General features: G+C 37.2%; 18 protein-coding genes and 1 pseudogene. 3 read left to right on the top strand and 16 right to left on the bottom strand.

Annotation, left to right across the window (positions count from 1 at the left end):
• Positions 1-9 precede the first annotated feature (9 nt).
• The 8 genes from MKY17_RS03395 to MKY17_RS03360 all read right to left on the bottom strand — a co-directional run bounded on the left by MKY17_RS03395 (position 10) and on the right by MKY17_RS03360 (position 6,365).
• Complete coding sequence (locus tag MKY17_RS03395; protein WP_098370557.1) at positions 10-669, bottom strand: hypothetical protein; 660 nt, start codon at positions 667-669, stop codon at positions 10-12.
• The gene (locus MKY17_RS03390) at positions 660-1,373 is read right to left on the bottom strand and encodes a 4'-phosphopantetheinyl transferase family protein (RefSeq protein ID WP_098370556.1); all 714 of its coding nucleotides are present in this window, start codon (positions 1,371-1,373) and stop codon (positions 660-662) included. Before MKY17_RS03390 ends, MKY17_RS03395 begins: the two co-directional genes overlap by 10 nt.
• 365 nt (positions 1,374-1,738) lie before the next feature.
• Positions 1,739-2,026 (bottom strand): transposase, encoded by a 288-nt coding sequence (locus tag MKY17_RS03385; protein ID WP_098370555.1) that lies wholly within the window; start codon positions 2,024-2,026, stop codon positions 1,739-1,741.
• 79 nt (positions 2,027-2,105) lie between these two features.
• On the bottom strand, positions 2,106-3,698 hold the full coding sequence (locus MKY17_RS03380) for a hypothetical protein (protein ID WP_098370554.1): 1,593 nt from the start codon (positions 3,696-3,698) through the stop codon (positions 2,106-2,108).
• Positions 3,673-4,389, bottom strand: a complete 717-nt coding sequence (locus MKY17_RS03375) for an ABC transporter ATP-binding protein (protein ID WP_179891015.1) — start codon at positions 4,387-4,389, stop codon at positions 3,673-3,675. Before MKY17_RS03375 ends, MKY17_RS03380 begins: the two co-directional genes overlap by 26 nt.
• Before the next feature lie 49 nt (positions 4,390-4,438).
• Positions 4,439-5,227 (bottom strand): ABC transporter permease subunit, encoded by a 789-nt coding sequence (locus tag MKY17_RS03370; RefSeq protein WP_098370552.1) that lies wholly within the window; start codon positions 5,225-5,227, stop codon positions 4,439-4,441.
• A complete protein-coding gene (locus tag MKY17_RS03365) occupies positions 5,224-6,129 on the bottom strand; it encodes an ABC transporter ATP-binding protein (RefSeq protein ID WP_098370551.1) in 906 nt (301 codons plus the stop codon). Before MKY17_RS03365 ends, MKY17_RS03370 begins: the two co-directional genes overlap by 4 nt.
• Positions 6,126-6,365, bottom strand: a complete 240-nt coding sequence (locus MKY17_RS03360) for a PLD nuclease N-terminal domain-containing protein (RefSeq protein ID WP_034305547.1) — start codon at positions 6,363-6,365, stop codon at positions 6,126-6,128. The genes MKY17_RS03365 and MKY17_RS03360 overlap by 4 nt, the downstream gene beginning before the upstream one ends.
• A 401-nt stretch (positions 6,366-6,766) precedes the next feature.
• Between MKY17_RS03360 and MKY17_RS03355 the strand changes: the two genes are divergently transcribed.
• Complete coding sequence (locus tag MKY17_RS03355; protein WP_098370550.1) at positions 6,767-7,312, top strand: helix-turn-helix domain-containing protein; 546 nt, start codon at positions 6,767-6,769, stop codon at positions 7,310-7,312.
• A gap of 186 nt (positions 7,313-7,498) precedes the next feature.
• Here MKY17_RS03355 and MKY17_RS03350 read toward each other — a convergent pair whose 3' ends face one another.
• The gene (locus MKY17_RS03350; protein ID WP_098370549.1) at positions 7,499-8,059 is read right to left on the bottom strand and encodes a thioredoxin family protein; all 561 of its coding nucleotides are present in this window, start codon (positions 8,057-8,059) and stop codon (positions 7,499-7,501) included.
• A 214-nt stretch (positions 8,060-8,273) separates the two neighbouring features.
• Here MKY17_RS03350 and MKY17_RS03345 point away from each other — a divergent pair, with 214 nt between their 5' ends.
• Positions 8,274-9,125, top strand: a complete 852-nt coding sequence (locus tag MKY17_RS03345) for a GRP family sugar transporter (RefSeq protein ID WP_098370548.1) — start codon at positions 8,274-8,276, stop codon at positions 9,123-9,125.
• An 18-nt stretch (positions 9,126-9,143) separates the two neighbouring features.
• A complete protein-coding gene (locus MKY17_RS03340; RefSeq protein ID WP_098370547.1) occupies positions 9,144-9,929 on the top strand; it encodes a glucose-1-dehydrogenase in 786 nt (261 codons plus the stop codon).
• A 194-nt stretch (positions 9,930-10,123) separates the two neighbouring features.
• Here the strand turns inward: MKY17_RS03340 and MKY17_RS03335 are convergent, their stop codons facing one another.
• From MKY17_RS03335 to MKY17_RS03305, 7 genes and pseudogenes are all read right to left on the bottom strand, one after another.
• Entirely contained in the window at positions 10,124-11,467 is a 1,344-nt protein-coding gene (locus MKY17_RS03335) for an LLM class flavin-dependent oxidoreductase (RefSeq protein WP_098370546.1), read from the bottom strand.
• A 12-nt stretch (positions 11,468-11,479) separates the two neighbouring features.
• Positions 11,480-12,331, bottom strand: coding sequence for a MetQ/NlpA family ABC transporter substrate-binding protein (locus MKY17_RS03330; RefSeq protein ID WP_098370545.1), 852 nt, complete (start codon positions 12,329-12,331; stop codon positions 11,480-11,482).
• Positions 12,332-12,366: 35 nt separating this feature from the next.
• A complete protein-coding gene (locus MKY17_RS03325; protein WP_098370544.1) occupies positions 12,367-13,017 on the bottom strand; it encodes a methionine ABC transporter permease in 651 nt (216 codons plus the stop codon).
• Positions 12,959-14,038 carry a methionine ABC transporter ATP-binding protein gene (locus MKY17_RS03320; protein ID WP_098370543.1) on the bottom strand — a complete coding sequence of 360 codons (1,080 nt, stop codon included), beginning with the start codon at positions 14,036-14,038 and terminating at the stop codon, positions 12,959-12,961. Before MKY17_RS03320 ends, MKY17_RS03325 begins: the two co-directional genes overlap by 59 nt.
• 50 nt (positions 14,039-14,088) lie before the next feature.
• Positions 14,089-14,912 (bottom strand): annotated as a pseudogene (locus MKY17_RS03315) (MetQ/NlpA family ABC transporter substrate-binding protein).
• Between the two features lie 96 nt (positions 14,913-15,008).
• Positions 15,009-16,013 (bottom strand): LLM class flavin-dependent oxidoreductase, encoded by a 1,005-nt coding sequence (locus tag MKY17_RS03310; RefSeq protein WP_339201368.1) that lies wholly within the window; start codon positions 16,011-16,013, stop codon positions 15,009-15,011.
• A gap of 441 nt (positions 16,014-16,454) precedes the next feature.
• Positions 16,455-17,597 carry an amidohydrolase gene (locus tag MKY17_RS03305; protein ID WP_098370540.1) on the bottom strand — a complete coding sequence of 381 codons (1,143 nt, stop codon included), beginning with the start codon at positions 17,595-17,597 and terminating at the stop codon, positions 16,455-16,457.
• Positions 17,598-17,610 lie beyond the last annotated feature (13 nt).

Here is a 17,610-nt window from a genome sequence, read left to right as displayed (position 1 = left end):
TTTCCCCCATTATTTTAAATATGTGCCTGATGCAACTGTCAACATATGAAAAACTAAAGAAATTAAAGCTATTACAATCGTTATGATTATTGCATTTCTTCTCTTGACGAGCGCCAACTTTTCCAAACTAAAACTGAATAGTATTAAACTGACAATGTAAAACAATTCAAACTCGGCCATGAAGGTGTGAAGAATGGAACTTTTATCATGTACCAGTAAGGATAAACTAGTAAATGTGGTTTCCTTGCTTTTAACCAATAATGCGATTATTGCATTAACACCAGATCCAATTACGATGCATATCCCAGCATTTATGACAGCTTGGCAAATTCCTTTAATATTTACCGGTCTTTCTTTTAAAACTAAAAATAATAGGCACACAATTAATATTTGAATGATGAAAGTAACCAATAATCCTAGAGCCCCCATTATAATTGTGTTAATGGCAAAACTCATGGCTCCGATTTCTGAAATGGACATGCCATTTAATACATTCATCCCTTTTTGATCCGCAGTATATAACAAAAGCGTCGTTTCGATACCTGCGATTAAACTGAGTATCAATAACGAAAATATTAACTTATGAACTCTATCCTCTTTTTTAAAAAGATATTGTACTAATTTATTATTGTTTTTAAATTCAGCATTTGCTTCCATTTTTAATTCCATTGGTATTCCCCCTCAATTATTTTCGTAGAATTTATTGGAAAGGTAACGCTTCTTATTTCATCATTCACGAGTACAACCGTTGATTTGTACTGGGAAAAATTCCTATAGAAAAGTGAGATGTTATCATGATTCATTTCAACCTTGGAAATCTCATAGATTTCCAGTGGTGAGGTCAATCCTGTTTTTAGTATTTTTGATAGACTTTCTTTTGCACTAAAGAAAATTTCCTTATTTAAAAGACCTTCACTATCCTTAATCATTTTTTTCTCGGTTTCTGTTAAATAGGTCTCTAAAAATTCAGAATCAGTTTTCGTTTTAGTTTCAATATCGATTCCCATTGGATGCAGTTGATCAAAAATCAATATTCCGAATGTTTTATCCGTATGAGTGATGGATATACCAATGTTCATGTTCATTAATAAGAACAAGTTATTAACAATAATGGGCTGTCCAAAGACTCCTTTCAACAGTGATACATTCTTTATTTCATCCAAATCTATATCTAAAAACTCCATAATTGCTTTTTTTCCAAAGTACAAACTTTTCTTTGCTTCGATGGTTCTTTTGCCATTTTGCAAATTAAGATAATTCCATTCCTTTTCGTTGAAAATATCATCAATATAGTCCAAATTGACTGAATCCGCTTCATAAAACTTGATGTAAGATTTATAAATTTTCTTCTTATTCATAAAATATTCAATCAATTATAATTTCCCTCCCCTCTTTTTTTAAAAACCTCGCATTTTTTCTCCATTTTTTTCCTCAAAAATTTCTTTTTTTAAACAATTATTTCATTTTCTAGGTTAATTATTACCTATTATCATTATCGATAACACTTTATCACAACAATTTTGCCGAGTCCATTAAAAATTTGTAAATTATCTACATTACATAATAACTTTACCAATTTTTTATTATTTTTCCTTCTTAGTAGTATTTTCATAGGGATTTTAGTATGAAATACTTTAAAAAATGTGCATGAAGTGAATAAATTTTCTAATTAAAAAAGCCATATTTTATTTTTCACTATAATTTGTGAAAAATAAAATATGGCTTTAATACTGTTCGATCATTTTGGTTGTTTCGTAAAAATGTGCATTGCCTTTTTTAATATCTCATTCTCTTCCTGTAAATCTTTAATTATTTTATCCTTTTCCTCTTTCAGACTGAGACCTGATAAACCAATACTGGAGTCCGCCTGTCCCTCTTCATTTGTTTCTTTATAGATATTGACCCAATTTCTTAATGTAGGTGTCGAGATATTAAGTTCTTCGGCCAATTCCCTAGGTTTTCTGCCTTCTTCCAATACTAATCGAGCAGCATAAATTTTAAAATCTCTATCATGGTGCTTCCCCATAATAAGACACTCCTTTTTTAAATTTATTTAGTGCCGATTTTCTGTACTTCCTTTATATACTTTTCTAATATAACGACTTTCATAAATTATATTTCAACCTATTAATCAAAACGGAATTGATCGCTATTACGATCATTAATATTATGAGAGCTCCCATCAGGGGTTGGACACTGAACCAAACCAAGCCAAAATGAATGGCTGTAACCATGATTAATAATGGCAATCCATAAAGCAGGCTTATTAATACATTGGGGTTTGATTTAATGGCAGCAGATGGGTTCTCCCATTCTATACTTGGATTTTTCATATCATATAATGGTGTTAGAAGATTATAGCAAACCACTAAACAAGAAGTAATTAATAACATGACTGCATTTTCCATTTCCCAATAGCCAAAAACTGCAAATATCATAAAGCTGATCAATACGGCTATAATTCCTATTATTGATGAAAATATCACTTTAGAAAAATAAACATATTTTTCATCAAAAGGGGCACTTTTCAGTAAATAATGATATTTCCCTTCTCTTGAATATGGGGTTCCGCTTATATTATTAATACAGCACAAGAAAAGGATCGAATATGAAAAGTATTTATCAAAGACTCCCTCTTTCGTTATATTCAAATAATTCGGGAACACTTCATTCTGAATCAGCAATAACATGACAAGTGAAAAGACTGGCGGCAATAAAAGACCTAAAGCGATTTGCATCTTAAAATATGCTTCAGACTTAATGATCCATATCTCTCTTTGTAAATAGTTACTCCATTGATTTTTTGATATATTAACCTTTGAGTTTTTCATATTCGCTTTGTTATTTCCCAATAACCCGTTTTTGAAATAATTAACGGAAATGTTTTCTATAATAAATGAATACAATAGGAAACCAATTACTAGTATCGAAATATAAATAATAATAAATTGAACTGTTATTTCATTTGATACAAAAGCATCCAGAATCCACTTAATCACTGGAATCATATTTGCGGTTTCAAACATATGTCCCATTATGGATTCCAACGAGTTTTTAAGCCCTTCAAAAGAATTCAAATCTATTTCCGAGATGACCTTTGATATGGCAATCGATGATTTTCCAGCAAAATATACAATGGAAATAATCGCAAGCATGAGGATGACAGCAATGTTCACCATTAAGTATGCTACTTTATTTTTGAATCTATAATAATACCTATTAATGCACGATAAGATAAAAAGCAGGAGCAAAGCCGTTAAACCATTGACAATCGGTAAAAATATGAATAATTTAAACGCTTCCATAAACTTTAGATCGAATATCAAGAAGCCTATTGTTGGCACCTGGATTACCATTGATAAGATGATGGGGACCCATAAGCTACTTAACACCTTAGCCCTTGATATTTCTTTATAGGTGAGTGGCAGAGGCGCCAACACTTTAAATTCATAATACGCAAATATTTGTGATGTGGACAAATAGCAAACCAACGCAAAGACGAGAATGCTAGAAATCGTTACATTATAAAACAAGAAGACCTCGGTATCTCCAAGAAAATAAACAAAAGCGTTTACGACAGTCAGCTGCAAAAACATATAAAAAACGGCTATTATCAGTACAGCCTGCAACATTGTCTGCTTGGGCATTTTATAGAAGGAAGAAATGAAAAATCTAGTTAACTGAAGTTTTTCCTTCATATACCTGAGCCTCCATAAAGGTAGATTCTAATGAACTTTCACCTATTATATTTTGTATTTCATCATGCAGGATGATTTTCCCCTCTTTTAAAATAGCCACTGTATTACAAATTTTCTCTGCCACATCCAGCAGATGCGTCGAGAAAAACACTGTACCGCCCGTTTCAACATATTGTTTGATTAACCCCTTAAAAACTAAAACGGCGTTTGGGTCTAATCCATTTAACGGTTCATCCATAATGATGATCGGGGGATTAATGGTAAAAGCCGCTATCAGGGATACCTTATGCATCATTCCATAAGAATAACTTCCCATTGGCTTTTTAATGGACTCCTGCATCCCAAACCGATTGATATATTTCCCCAAACGTTCTTTGTCATCATTTCCATATAGGTTCATCAAGAAACGAATCCAATCAAATCCCGAAACATTGTTAAAAACATTGATAGTATCAGGGATGAAGAAAAATTGTTTTTTATATTCTATGCCGTCTTCTTTGGTAAGGCCATTTATTTCAACCTTTCCATTTTCAGAATCTAAAATACCCGTAATAATATTCAGCGTCGTGGTTTTCCCTGCACCATTTGCCCCTATAAAACCTAAGATTTCCCCTTTTTTGATTTCTAGATTTACACCATTCAAAATCTTCTTGGCCGAGTAGCTTTTCTCTAAATCTGTGATGCTTAACAAAGTTATCATCCTCCCATCACTTCATGATTAACACATTTCCATCCCCAACTTACTCGTTATTGAATTTCTTTTTTGAAATCCATATATTCGTTACCAATATCGTTACTGCCGTTAACGCAAGTGCCGCTATTGCACCCCAAATCGCCTGTGAATTGACTGTGCCTAAAATCAGTACTTCCATGGCATGTTTACTCATGCTTGCCGGATTCACATTGTCTATAACCGGACTTAACCCAACTATGATTCTACAGCCGAGGAGAAATACTATCGAAATTAATGCAATAATACCCTGACTATTAAAAATGGTACTGATCATCGTCGTGAATGAAACGATAAATAGGATCCACAGCAGATAGAACAGCAAAGCCACTACTAAATCCCCAAAATCAACACTCGTAAACAAAAAAACTACATACAGATATGAAACCAAATATCCCAATGCTACACTGCAGGCAACAAACAGATAATTGGAAATGATTTTCCCGCTTATATAAGATCCAACCGTCACTGGCCTTGTAAGAATGAAAGCCAGCATTCCATTTGCTTTATCGGATTGTACGACTCCCATCATGGAAACGATGATGATCATGACCCCTAGCTGATCGAATTGAGACCCTAAGGTACTAGCAAGAACTTCGCCGCCTTTTTGGGCAGCCATGCTTGGATCAATGGTGATCCCTTGGCCCCCGCCCAGTGCCTCTAATATTGAAGGTAAATAATAGCTTACGACTGGTTGAGTTATTCCTAAAAATATAAATACAAGCGGCAGCCAAATCACTTTATATTCACGTAACATCTGAACAAATTCCTTTTTAGCTAAAACGGCAAAATTATTCATTTTTCCACCACCAATTTTAAGAATATCTCTTCCAATGTATCGTTATCTATTTCGAACCTTACAAGATCAACATTATGCTCTAAAGCATTCGCCAGTAACATATTCTTGTTTGACTCAATATTTTCCACTTCTATCTTCAATTTATTTCCCATTACCTCTACACCTTTGACAAAGTTCAAGCTTTTAACGTTTTCAATCCATTTTTGACTTTTAGAGGTTATGTCGACATTGATTTTATTTCCGCTATTCCTGTTTAATAATTCCGACATTGTTGTGTCCTCAATTTTTTTACCACTTTTTATAATGACAAACCTCTCACATATTTCTTCTGCATCGCTTAATATATGCGTCGATAATAAAATTGTCGTATCTTTCTTTATATCTTTTATGATGTTTAACACTTCTCTTCGGCCGATTGGATCCAATGCAGAAACCGGTTCATCCATGACAATCAATGCTGGTTTATGTAACAGCGCCTGTGCAATTCCAAGCCTTTGTTTCATTCCGCCTGAAAAAGTCCGCACTTTGGAGTTCTCTTCCCCGCTCAACCCCACTTTTGACAATATCTCTGGAATGCCGCTTAATAATTCTTCCCTCTTGATACCTGAGAGCTGACCCATGAAAGTGAGGGTCTCTTTGGCAGTCATCCATTGAAAGAAGTTTGGGTATTGTGGTAAATAGCCTATTTCCTTTTTCATTTTTGAAATTTTCTTACCATCAAGCAATACTTCTCCCATACTTGGATCTATAATATCTGAAATCACTTTTATTAGTGTCGATTTACCAGCCCCATTTGGCCCTATCAATCCAACACATTCCCCTGATTGAAGTTCCATTGAAAAATTACTGACCGCTGTTTTTTCTTTGAATTTTTTTGTAACATTTTTAATCTCTAATTTCATATTCTTTCACTGTCCTTTCTACCAATAACGAAATACAGAATTGGACCGATAGTATTTGCAAAAATAATGATGAGTGTCCACAATAAAACATTTTTCCTCGTCTTTCGATTTCTGTATAAATCAATTAATGCTATAAGCACTAAAATCATTCCAATAGCAATTACCGGTAAAATAATCGGCAGAATAGACATGAAATCAATATCTTTCAATTCGTTCCATCCATAATGCAATTCCATATATACCACTCCTCTGAAAACGAAATATTATTATCATTATCGATAATGATAACATGCAAAATGGAATTTTGCACCTATTTTTTTCTTTAATAAAATATTGTTTTAGTTTTTATTGTTATTTATAATGATAATATTATCACAATGAATAATAATAAAAATATAGTGTTATTTATTAAATTTTATTTCATGAAGACATTATTTTTTTACACTTATTTGAAAAGGCTTATTATTTACTTCGAAAAAATATTTCTGTAATATTATTTTTCAAACCGTGTCATTTTTATTTAAATGAAAATGATTCAAACATTACAATATATGATGAATTAAACTAATTATTCATGGCCAACATTAAAATTGATTGGAAATTATCCAGTTATAATTTCCAATGTGAGGAGAATAAGATGATTAATAAAGCTGAAATTTTAATGCATCCTGTAAGAATAAAGATTACCCAAGCTTTAATGAGAAACAGGGAAAATGGCTTAACACCATTGGAAATGTTAAAAATCATTAAAGATGTACCCCAAGCAACATTATATAGACATATACAGGTTCTGTTGGATTCAGGGGTCATTCGCATTGTAAAAGAGAAAAAAGTGAGATCCGTTTCCGAAAAATACTATGTTTTAAATGAAGAAGAAGCGCGACTTAGCGGGGAAGAATGGAAAAAATCTTCTAATGAAAAAAAGGTGAATTATTTTTCTTATTATCAATTATCCCTTATGACTCAATATCAAAACTATCTTAATAAATTAGAAGAAAGAGACTGCGCGGAGGATGGCTCAACCTTTTCCCTTTTAGAACTAAAGCTTGATGATGAAAGCTTTATTAACTTCCAAAATGAATTGAACGATTTAATGTTAAAATACTACAAAGCTACGAATCAAAGTGCTAAACAAGACTCTCCTATTCGAACAATCGGCGTTACAATTATTCCAGAATCATAAAAAATGAAAAGGCTGTTCCAAAACCATGGACTCAAGAACGGTGAATTCTATAGATGGAAACGTATCTATATATTCAACCAATCAGGTTGCAATCTCCGTTTTGAAACAGCCATTCATTATGGAAGAAACTCTAAAATGGGTTTACCACTCTTTTTTTGGACAGGTCAAAAAGTGCCATACCCGCTGTCAACAGTTCCCCAATGCTTCCTTGATGCTGCTGTATACTTCGTCCCACAGGTGCTTTTCTTCAGCAAAAGCCGCAGTTATCTTTTTAATAACTGCTTTTTGCTCTGCCTCGAAACGTTCATCATCCTTGGCCGGCAGGTCAGACCTCAACTCCATTACGTACTCTTGTACCTTTGGTGCACGAGGTCCCCAAACAGCTTTTTCTTCACCATTATTATCAATGAATATAAAAATAGGGATCGAACGCGCTGTTCCATTCGTTAAGTATTGATCCATCAGTTCAAGATTTTGATCTCGTAAAACCATGCGAGTTTCAATATTTGCCGCTTCAGATATATTCAGCAATATAGGAATATTCATCATCGCATCTCCGCACCAGTCTTCAGTAATGACAATGGCTCGAAGTTCCTTCGTCTTTAATTCATCAAAGAACCCTTGGTCCTCTGCAGAAATGGAAAAACCCTCCTGAATCGATTGTAAGTTTTCTTTATGAACTTTCATCGAAGCTACAAATTCTTTAGCAGGAATCCCCTTTTCAAACCATTCATTCAGTGTCGTCATACTATTTCTCCTAACTATTTTTAAATTAAAAGTACCATAAACCACTTATTATTTCATTGTTTCCACCCTGAAAAATAAAATGACAAATTGGTAAATTAAAACCATGTTTTTCTTTCCCGGGTAAAGGGAAAACTCTAAATACATTCAATAGCTTGCTAACTACCTATTTTATATTCATTAAAACATTGTTTTTTAGTTTAGGAGATGAAATTTTGTGGAAGGTTTTCTCTTTGCGCTACTCCCTGCATTGACATGGGGCAGCTTAGTGCTTGTTTCCGAAAAACTCGGAGGCAACTCTTATAATCAAACGCTTGGCATTACAATCGGTTCATTACTTTTCGCCATTATGATGTCTTTCGTCAATCCGCCGGAATGGAGCAGTCTAGTGTGGATTGTCGGCATCATTTCCGGGATAGGCTGGGCATTCGGGCAGTTATTTCAATTCAATAGCGTCAAGGAAATCGGGGTATCGAAAACCGTTCCAATCTCAACAGGACTGCAAATTCTAGGAAATACATTTTTTGCGGTTATCATTTTCAGGGAATGGAATGACAGGATAACAGTCATCATCGGCATTGTTGCAATAATCTGTTTAATTACAGGTGTCTTGCTGACGAGCTACGGCGATGGTGATAACAAAAAAGCGGGAAACATGAAAAAAGGGGTTTTTTATCTTGCCATTTCGACGGTGGGTTATGTTACATATGTCATTGTTGTCAGATGGAATGAAGTTGACGGATGGTCGGCGATCCTGCCGCAAGCAATCGGCATGTTCCTGGCTGCCCTGCTCCTTTCCATCAAACATAAACCGTTTAATAAGTATGCTAGGCGTAATATTCTAACCGGATTGATGTGGGCAGTCGGTAATATCGGTCTCCTGCTTGCTAATCCAAAGGTGGGCGTTGCCATCGCATTTTCATTTTCCCAAATGGGAATCGTCATTTCCACTTTAGGCGGCATCTTTCTTTTAGGAGAGAAAAAATCCAAAAAGCAAATGGCCTTCGTCATCATCGGGTGTGTACTCGTAATTGCTGGCGGAGTCATGATCGGCTTCACAAAAGAATAGTCAAAGGAGCGATGAATGATGTATGAAGATTTAGAGAAAAAAGTGGTAGTCATTACTGGGGCGGCAAAAGGGTTAGGAAAAGCCATGGCCGAAAGGTTCGGTAAAGAAAAAGCACATGTCGTATTAAATTATCACACTGAAAATGACGACCATGAGGAAATCATTAAAACGATTGAAGCTGCAGGCGGGAAAGCCGCAGCGATTCAAGGCGACGTTTCAAAGGAAGCTGATGTGAAGAAATTGCTTTCATTCGCTGCGGACACCTTTGGTACGATCGACATCATGATCAACAATGCTGGTATTGAAAATGAAGTGCCCAGCGAAAAATTGACGTTGGAAGATTGGCAGAAAGTCATCGATGTAAATCTAACGGGGATGTTCCTGGCAAGCAGGGAAGCAATCAGTTACATGCTCGATCATGGTATCAAGGGCAATATCATTAACATGTCATCCGTTCATGACCGGATACCTTGGCCTCATTTTGTCCACTATGCAGCAAGTAAGGGCGGAGTGAAGATGATGACTGAAACTCTTGCACTTGAATATGCTCCCAAAGGGATTCGCATTAATAATATTTCACCTGGCGCAATCGACACACCCATCAATGCCGAAAAATTCAATGACCCAAAAGCTAAACAAGAAGTCATCGACCTGATACCGATGGGATACATCGGAAAACCGGAACAAATTGCCGCTTGTGCCGCTTGGCTAGCGTCCGCAGAATCTAGCTACGTAACGGGAATGACCTTATATGCTGATGGCGGAATGACCAAATATCCAGGATTCCAAGCAGGAAAGGGCTGAACTTAACTTGTTAGTTTTAGTAGCTGTTGATATTTCCCTTCTATAAACAAGAGACCTTTATGTATATGGATAGGAGAAAGAATTTGAGGGACTAGGATTTCTCCATAGTCCCTCTTTCCCTTGTCCTTCCCTTATATATGACTTTATTTGATGGATTCTAATGAAAATGCGAGTAATTTAATCCCTTATTCCCATTAATTTGTTATTTCTTCGTTAACAAAGCGATTTTTTGGATTCTTTAATCCAAGATGATCACGGAGAGTGTCTCCTTCGTAGTCCAAACGGAACAAACCTCTCTCCTGTAAAATTGGAACCACCAACTCGACGAAATCCTCTAAGTCGCCTGGTAACAGTGGAAATTGAAGCATAAAGCCATCTGAAGCTTTTTCAGTAAACCATAACTCCATTTCATCGGCTACTTGAGCTGGTGTACCGACAAATCTATCCCGTCTGGCAGGACTGAAAAATCTCGCATATAATTCACCGACTTTTATGTCTTCTTCATCAATAATTTTCTTCATTTCATTAAAATTACTTTGTATGCTATTTACTGATGGAAAATCAACATCCTTCGCTGGTGTATCTAAAGAATATTTTGAAAAATCTACGTTGCCCATATAACCAGAAACGAATTTCAAACTCTCATAAGGGTCAACGAGACTTTGGAGTTTATTGTATTTTTGAATGGCTATTTCTTCGGTTTCTCCGATAATAGGGGAAATTCCGTGAAGGATGTGGAGCTCTTCCCCGCTTCTTCCAAAATCCATTAAAGACGATTTTAATTCTTGATAATATCGTTTCGATTCTTCAATGTTATCCCAATGAGTGAAAACGACTTCGGCTGTTCGAGCGGCTAATCGCTGCCCTGGTATTGACGCACCCGCTTGAATAATAACCGGCTGCCCCTGCGCCGAGCGTGCAATATTCAACGGACCTTTAACTGAAAAATAGTTGCCTTTATGCCGAAGCTCATGTACTTTATCAGGATCAAAAAAATGTCCCGTTTCTTTGTTATGCACAAACGCATCATCTTCCCACGAATCCCATAATCCTTGGACAACGTCGATGAACTCCTCCGCTCGTTCATAACGATGATCGTGCGCCCAATGTTTATCGCGACTGAAATTCAAGGCCGTTTCTCCGGTCGCATCAGCTGTCGTAACAACATTCCAGCCCACCCGTCCGCCGCTTATATGGTCAACAGAAGCAAATTGGCGAGCGAGTACATAAGGTTCACTGTACGTTGTAGAAGCTGTCGCCCCAATGCCAATTTTTTCTGTCGCTGCAGCTAATGCTGTAATAAGTACAATCGGATCAAACCGATTAAGTATTTGAGGATGTGATTCATGATTAATGGCCAAACTATCTGCCACAAAGGCAAGATCAAATTTCCCTTTCTCCGCAATTTTTGAGAGTCTTTGCAAAGCTTTTACATCGATACTTGCATTCGGATTTGATGCCGGATGCCTCCACGACGCAACATGCATGCCTGTTCCAATCAGATAAGCAGCTAACTTCATCTGTCTGTCTTGAGCCATTCTAATCTCTCCTTATTTATTAGAATATATCTCCTTATAACTGCTCAATTCTTTCAAGGTAATGAATGTTGGAATATAGTTTCCATTATAGGTCTCTTCAATAAACTTAGCCGTTTTCTCTGATTGATAGAGATCAACTAGTTTTCGGAAAACTTCATTGTCTTGGTCTTCACTCCTGGCCGCTATAATATTTATATATGGCTTTGCAGTACTACTTTCATGCACAAGAGCATCTTTTAAAGTGAGTCCCGCTTCTACCGCAACTCCATTATTAATCACCGAACCAGCTGTATCTTCCATCACACGTGGGGCACTTGCACCATCGACAGGAACAATTTTGATTTTCTTCGGATTTTCCTTTATTTTATCCTGTCCACCATTCCCGTCAAAGTCATCAACAACCTTTAAGAGTTTAGCTTCTTGTAATAACAATAAGGCTCTCCCCCAGTTAGCCTGGTCATTGGGCACAGCAATTTGTGCACCATTTGGAATCTCTTCCACCGATTTATATTTACTTGAATACAAACCAAGAGGAGCAATAATTGTAGTCCCAATTGGAACGATGTCTGTATCGTTTTTCGCATTAAATGAATCTAAATAGGCAACATGTTGAAAGGCGTTGATATCAATATCCCCTTCTTCCAGCGCTGCATTCGGATCATAAGCCGATGAGAAATTAGCAATTTCAATTTCCACCCCTTCTTTTTCAGCCTGTTCCTTTAAAAATTCCCATGTTCGAAGTTCAGAATTTCTAATCCCGACCTTCACTTTCGTTTGTTTCCCTCCTGCATTCGTTGAGTCACTCGTGCAACCTGTCAATAACACCCCCAAGATAAGCAATATAGGTAAAATACATTTTTTCATTATTCATTCCCCTCTCCCTCTGTTCAATACCGCCACTACACCCTTCTAATTTTTCGTTCGAACATATTTCCTAAACTTTGAACTCCCTGAACTACAATTACTAGAATTACAACGGTGACGAATATCGTAATGGTGCTAAAGCGTTGATAGCCATATGTTATCGCTACATCTCCAAGTCCACCGCCACCTATAGCTCCTGCCATAGCTGTAGCGCCCACTAAACCAATTGTTGCAGTTGTTATACTCAGAATTAACGACGCAAAAGCCTCAGGCATTAAAAACCTGAAAATAATTTGTAACGGCGTTGCTCCCATGGCTTTCGCGGCTTCAATAATGCCTTCATCCACTTCCAATAGCGAATTCTCTACTAGTCTTGAGATATAAGGGCCAATATGAAGCACGAGTGGTACAATTGCTGCTGTGGTACCAATCGACGTACCAACAATTAGTCTTGTAAATGGGATAATCGCCACAAGCAAGATAATAAACGGAATCGACCTTAAAATGTTTACAATTGGATTCACTATAGAAAAAATAAATCTATTTTCATAAATATGACCTTTTCTTGTTACAACCAATAAAATGCCTAAGAATATTCCGATGATGCTTCCAAAAAAAAGTGAAATACTAACCATGTACAGCGTTTCCCACAAGGCGTTTAAAATGAGCTCTTTGCTTACTTCCATCCTTCGTAACCTCCTTCACTTCAACCTTTTGATTCTTTATAAACTGTAATGCCCGATCAATTTCATCATCATTTCCTACTATTTCAACAATTAAATTACCAAATGGGATGCCTTGTAACTCAGTAATATTGCCGAACAGAACGTTTATTTCCACATTAAACCTCTTCGCTGTTCTTGAAACGATTGACTGCCCAGAGCTCAATCCCAAAAAATCAATTTTAAAAATACGGCTGAAATAGGTATTCTCATTGAGCAATCCATAAACACTTGATGGCACTTCATCGCGAACAACCGATCGAATGAAGTTACGTGTTGTTTCTGTTCGTGGACGGGCAAAGATATCGATCACATTCCCTGATTCAATCACGCTACCATCCTCCATCACTGCAACCCGATTACAAATTTCTTTAATCACTTCCATTTCGTGCGTGATAATAAGAATGGTAATTTTATATTCATCATTTATCCGTTTCAGCAAATTCAAGATTGATTTTGTTGTTTGTGGATCCAAAGCTGATGTTGCTTCATCACATAATAAAATGGAGGGGTTTGTAGCCAATGCACGGGCAATCCCGACACGCTGCTTTTGTCCACCTGATAGCTGATTTGGATAATTCATTGCTTTGTTTTCTAGGCCAACAAACCGGAGAATCTCATAAACTCGTTCTTCAATCTCTTTTTTCTTTTTTTTACTTAACAATAACGGCATCGCTACATTATCAAAGACTGTTTTGGAATTAAGTAAATTAAAATGCTGAAAAATCATGCCGATATTTTTCTTAGCTTCACGCAAATCTTTTTCAGACATCTTTGTTAGATCTTTTCCTTCTACAATCACTTCACCTAAAGTAGGATATTCTAGCAGATTCACAGTTCGGATGAGTGTACTTTTTCCGGCTCCACTAAAACCGATGACCCCGAATATATCCCCTTTTTCAACGGTTATATTAATTTCCTTTAACGCTTCGATTTTCTTCTCTCCATCATCAAATACTTTTGAAACCTGACGAAATTCAATCAAAGTGGCCACCTCCTCTTTTTAACTAGCTTGGTATAGAATACTCCCTTCCCTTAAAACGCTGGCACGACGGCTCCTTCATATTTATCTAAAATAAACTCTTTGACCTTTTCCGTCGTTAATGCATTCGCAAGCTTTTGGATCGCTTTATCGTCCTTATTATCAGGACGAGCCACTAAAATGTTTACATATGGTGAATCCTTTCCTTCAATTATCAGTGCATCATCTAGAGGTTTTAACCCTCCTTCCAGAGCATAGTTTGTGTTAATGGCCGATGCTTCCACATCGTCAAGCGAGTGAACTAAAAGTGGGGAATCGACTGCAATGAATTCTATTTTTTTATCATTTTTTGTAATGTCCTCAATCGTATAATCCCCTGACTTGGAACCATCCAGCTCAATGATATTATTTGCTGCAAAAAGCTGTAACGCACGTGAAAAGTTTACTGGATCTTTCGGGATAGCTACTTTCGCTCCGTCTGACAATTCCCCTATAGACTTAATTTTCTTTGAATAGACACCAAATGGTTCAATATGTACGCCCTTCACATTAACAAATTTAAACCACTATCTTTATTTACTTGCTCTAAATACGGGGTATGTTGAAAGAAATTTGCATCCAATTCCTTGTTTGCGGTTTGTTGATTCGTTTGAATACCATCCGTAGAAATCACTACATCCAGTTTCACGCCCTGTTTTTCTAAATCCGGTGCGATAAACTCTAAAATTTCTGCATGTGGGATCGAGGCTGCACTAATTTTCAAAGTCACTACCTCATCTTTGTCTCCTTTACTCTCCGATCCTGTTTGCTCATTATTTCCACAAGCTCCCAATACCAGCAATGCTATTGTTAAAATCGTTACGGACAGCCATTTAATTTTCTTCAATGTTTCTCACTCCTCTTTCTTATCTTTTTATATTGGAATAACAAATATTTATCAGCTGCTTCATATCTGCTGGTATTTCTTTTCCTTCTATATGATAGTCTCATCCCCTAAGAGAAGCGGACTCAACAACTGAAAAGATTGGATCCGTTCTGTTTCTGTTCGAAGCGGTGTATGCAAAATAAATTCATCCACTTGAAAAACCTCCTGAAGTTCCTTTAAAATCCCGTTAACATATCCTGGAGTCCCAGCAATAACACTTGGGGTCTGCTCTTCTATTTCGTAAGCTTCACCAGCCTGCTTCTCAAATGACTCAGCCTGCTCACGTGATTGAACTGTAAGCGTCCGGCCACTTTGAAGATGAACTTTAAATAGTTTGTGTTCGCTTGCCAGCTCCTCTGCTTTTTGTTGGGTAGGAGCTGCCACAACCGCTACTGATACGATAAAACGACCTTCTGGGTACTTGCTTCGGTAAGCAGAGGAAGCTTCATACAGCATGGTATCATCACTATTAATAAATCTGGCGAATACAAAATCCATTCCTAGGTTAGCGGCTAGTTGAGCGCTGTCTGAACTTGCACCCAGCAGAAAAGTTTCGGGCTTTTCAGGCGGTATCGGCGTTGCTTGAATACCAGAAAGCAAATGATCGTAATTAATTGAATTTTCAATAATCTTCTGCAATAAGGATGCACGTTCCCCAAAATCCTTTCCATCATTTTCAGTTCCAAATTGTAATGCCTTTGTTGATAAAGGAAATCCACCTGGTGCTTTACCAATGCCAAGATCTACCCTGCCCGGGGCAAGCGTGGATAAAACATGAAAATTTTCAGCGACTTTATAAGGACTGTAGTGCTGAAGCATGACACCTCCAGAACCTACACGAATGGATGTGGTCTTCGATAATAAATAAGAAATTAATACTTCCGGTGAAGAGCCAGCAACTTGTTCCATATGATGATGTTCAGATACCCAAAAACGGGTATATCCCCATTCCTCAGCTTTTTGAGCTAGGTTTACGGTTTGCTTAAGTGCATCAACTGCCGAATTCCCAGGAAAAATGGGGCTTTGATCTAATATTCCAAGCTTAAAATTCATATCTCTCTCTCCAATCATAAAAACCAAGTTAACAAATCGAATTAGTTGTTTTAATTTGATTGAAATTCATCCTAACATTGTAAACAAGCACTTGACAACACCTTAATTGATAGAAAAATTTATTTAATTGATTAAAAAAATCTATCATTCGCTTATGAGCATGGAATACCTCTGACTAATAATTGACCAAGCTCTCGCCTATAATGGTTTGAGATTTAATCTTCTAGACCCTTTCAGAATAAGATTCATCAATGAGAGAGAGAGAGGAGTCTATGAAAAGCTGGAATGAATGAAAGAAGAGTGGCTATGTATTGAAGGAAAAAAAGGGGAGAATGTTCGCATCATGACTATACTTGAAATTAAGGTGGAACGAAACCTTTGGAGTTACAACAACAAAGGTACTAGGCACGAAATCGTGTCTGGCACCTAAGTCAAATATGTTCACCACTTACCATGGTTAGATAATAAATCCTTGGCACTTCCAGATAAAAAATAAGCGGCTTTAATAATGGCTTTTTCATCAACAGTAAAGGCTGGATGATGCCAGTCTTCGTTTCCGTTTGTACCAAAAAAGGCAAAGGTACCGGGGATATGTTGAAGGTAATAAGCGAAATCTTCACCACCCATTGAAGGTTCTGGATTGATTACGTGTAATGATTGCTCCAAAGCAGACCTGCGTGCCATTTCTGTGACAGCTGGATGATTATGAAGCGCGGGTGGTCCAGGAAACCAACCAATCGCAGCTTCCTGTGAAAAAGCAGCGGCGATATGATTCACAATCGAATAAAACTTATTCTTTAATTCTTCGCGTATCTCAGAATTAAAGGTTCGAATCGTTCCTTCCAATATGACGTCACCCGGAATTACATTCCAGGTGTTTCCACCTGTAATTCTCGTTACACTTACAACAGCACTATCTAATGGGGAGACATTCCGGCTGACGATAGTTTGAAGAGCGGTAATAAGCTGAGCCGCTGCCGCTATTGGATCTTTTCCGTGTTGAGGGATGGCCGCGTGACTCCCCTTCCCTTGAAGAACAATATGAAAACGGTCCACTGCCGCCATTAACGGGCCATCTTTTATTCCAATGGTGCCGACAGGCAAATTGGGTTTATTGTGCAGCCCAATCACAGCCGCTACATCGTCAATTTGACCATCTTTTATCACATGCACCGCTCCGCCACCAAATTCTTCTGCGGGTTGAAAAAGCAATCGCACTGTCCCGCACAACTCTGATTGACATTCTTTTAAAAGGTAGGCAGCACCCATTACAGCTGCCGTATGAAAATCATGGCCGCAAGCATGCATCACTCCTTTTACTTTCGAAGCAAATGGCAGCCCGGTTCGTTCCTCAATCGGAAGTGCATCGATATCCGCCCTTATGGCTACTGTCGGTCCGGGTTGGCCGCCCTTTATATCTGCAAAAACACCTGTTTTCAATCCTGTATGACGGATCTCAATGCTCTCTTCCTCGAGCCACGTTTGTATCGATTTTGTCGTTTCGAACTCTTCATTAGATAATTCCGGATATTGATGTAAATGGCGCCGTATCGATATTAAGCGCTTTTCCAGCTCTCGACTCATACAGTCGCCTCCT

Origin of the sequence: Peribacillus sp. FSL P2-0133 (assembly GCF_037975445.1) — a bacterium.
Classification (GTDB): Bacteria; Bacillota; Bacilli; order Bacillales; family DSM-1321; genus Peribacillus; species Peribacillus simplex_E.
Note: the sequence above shows the minus strand (reverse complement) of the source record. Positions and strands in the feature narration are given on the sequence as shown.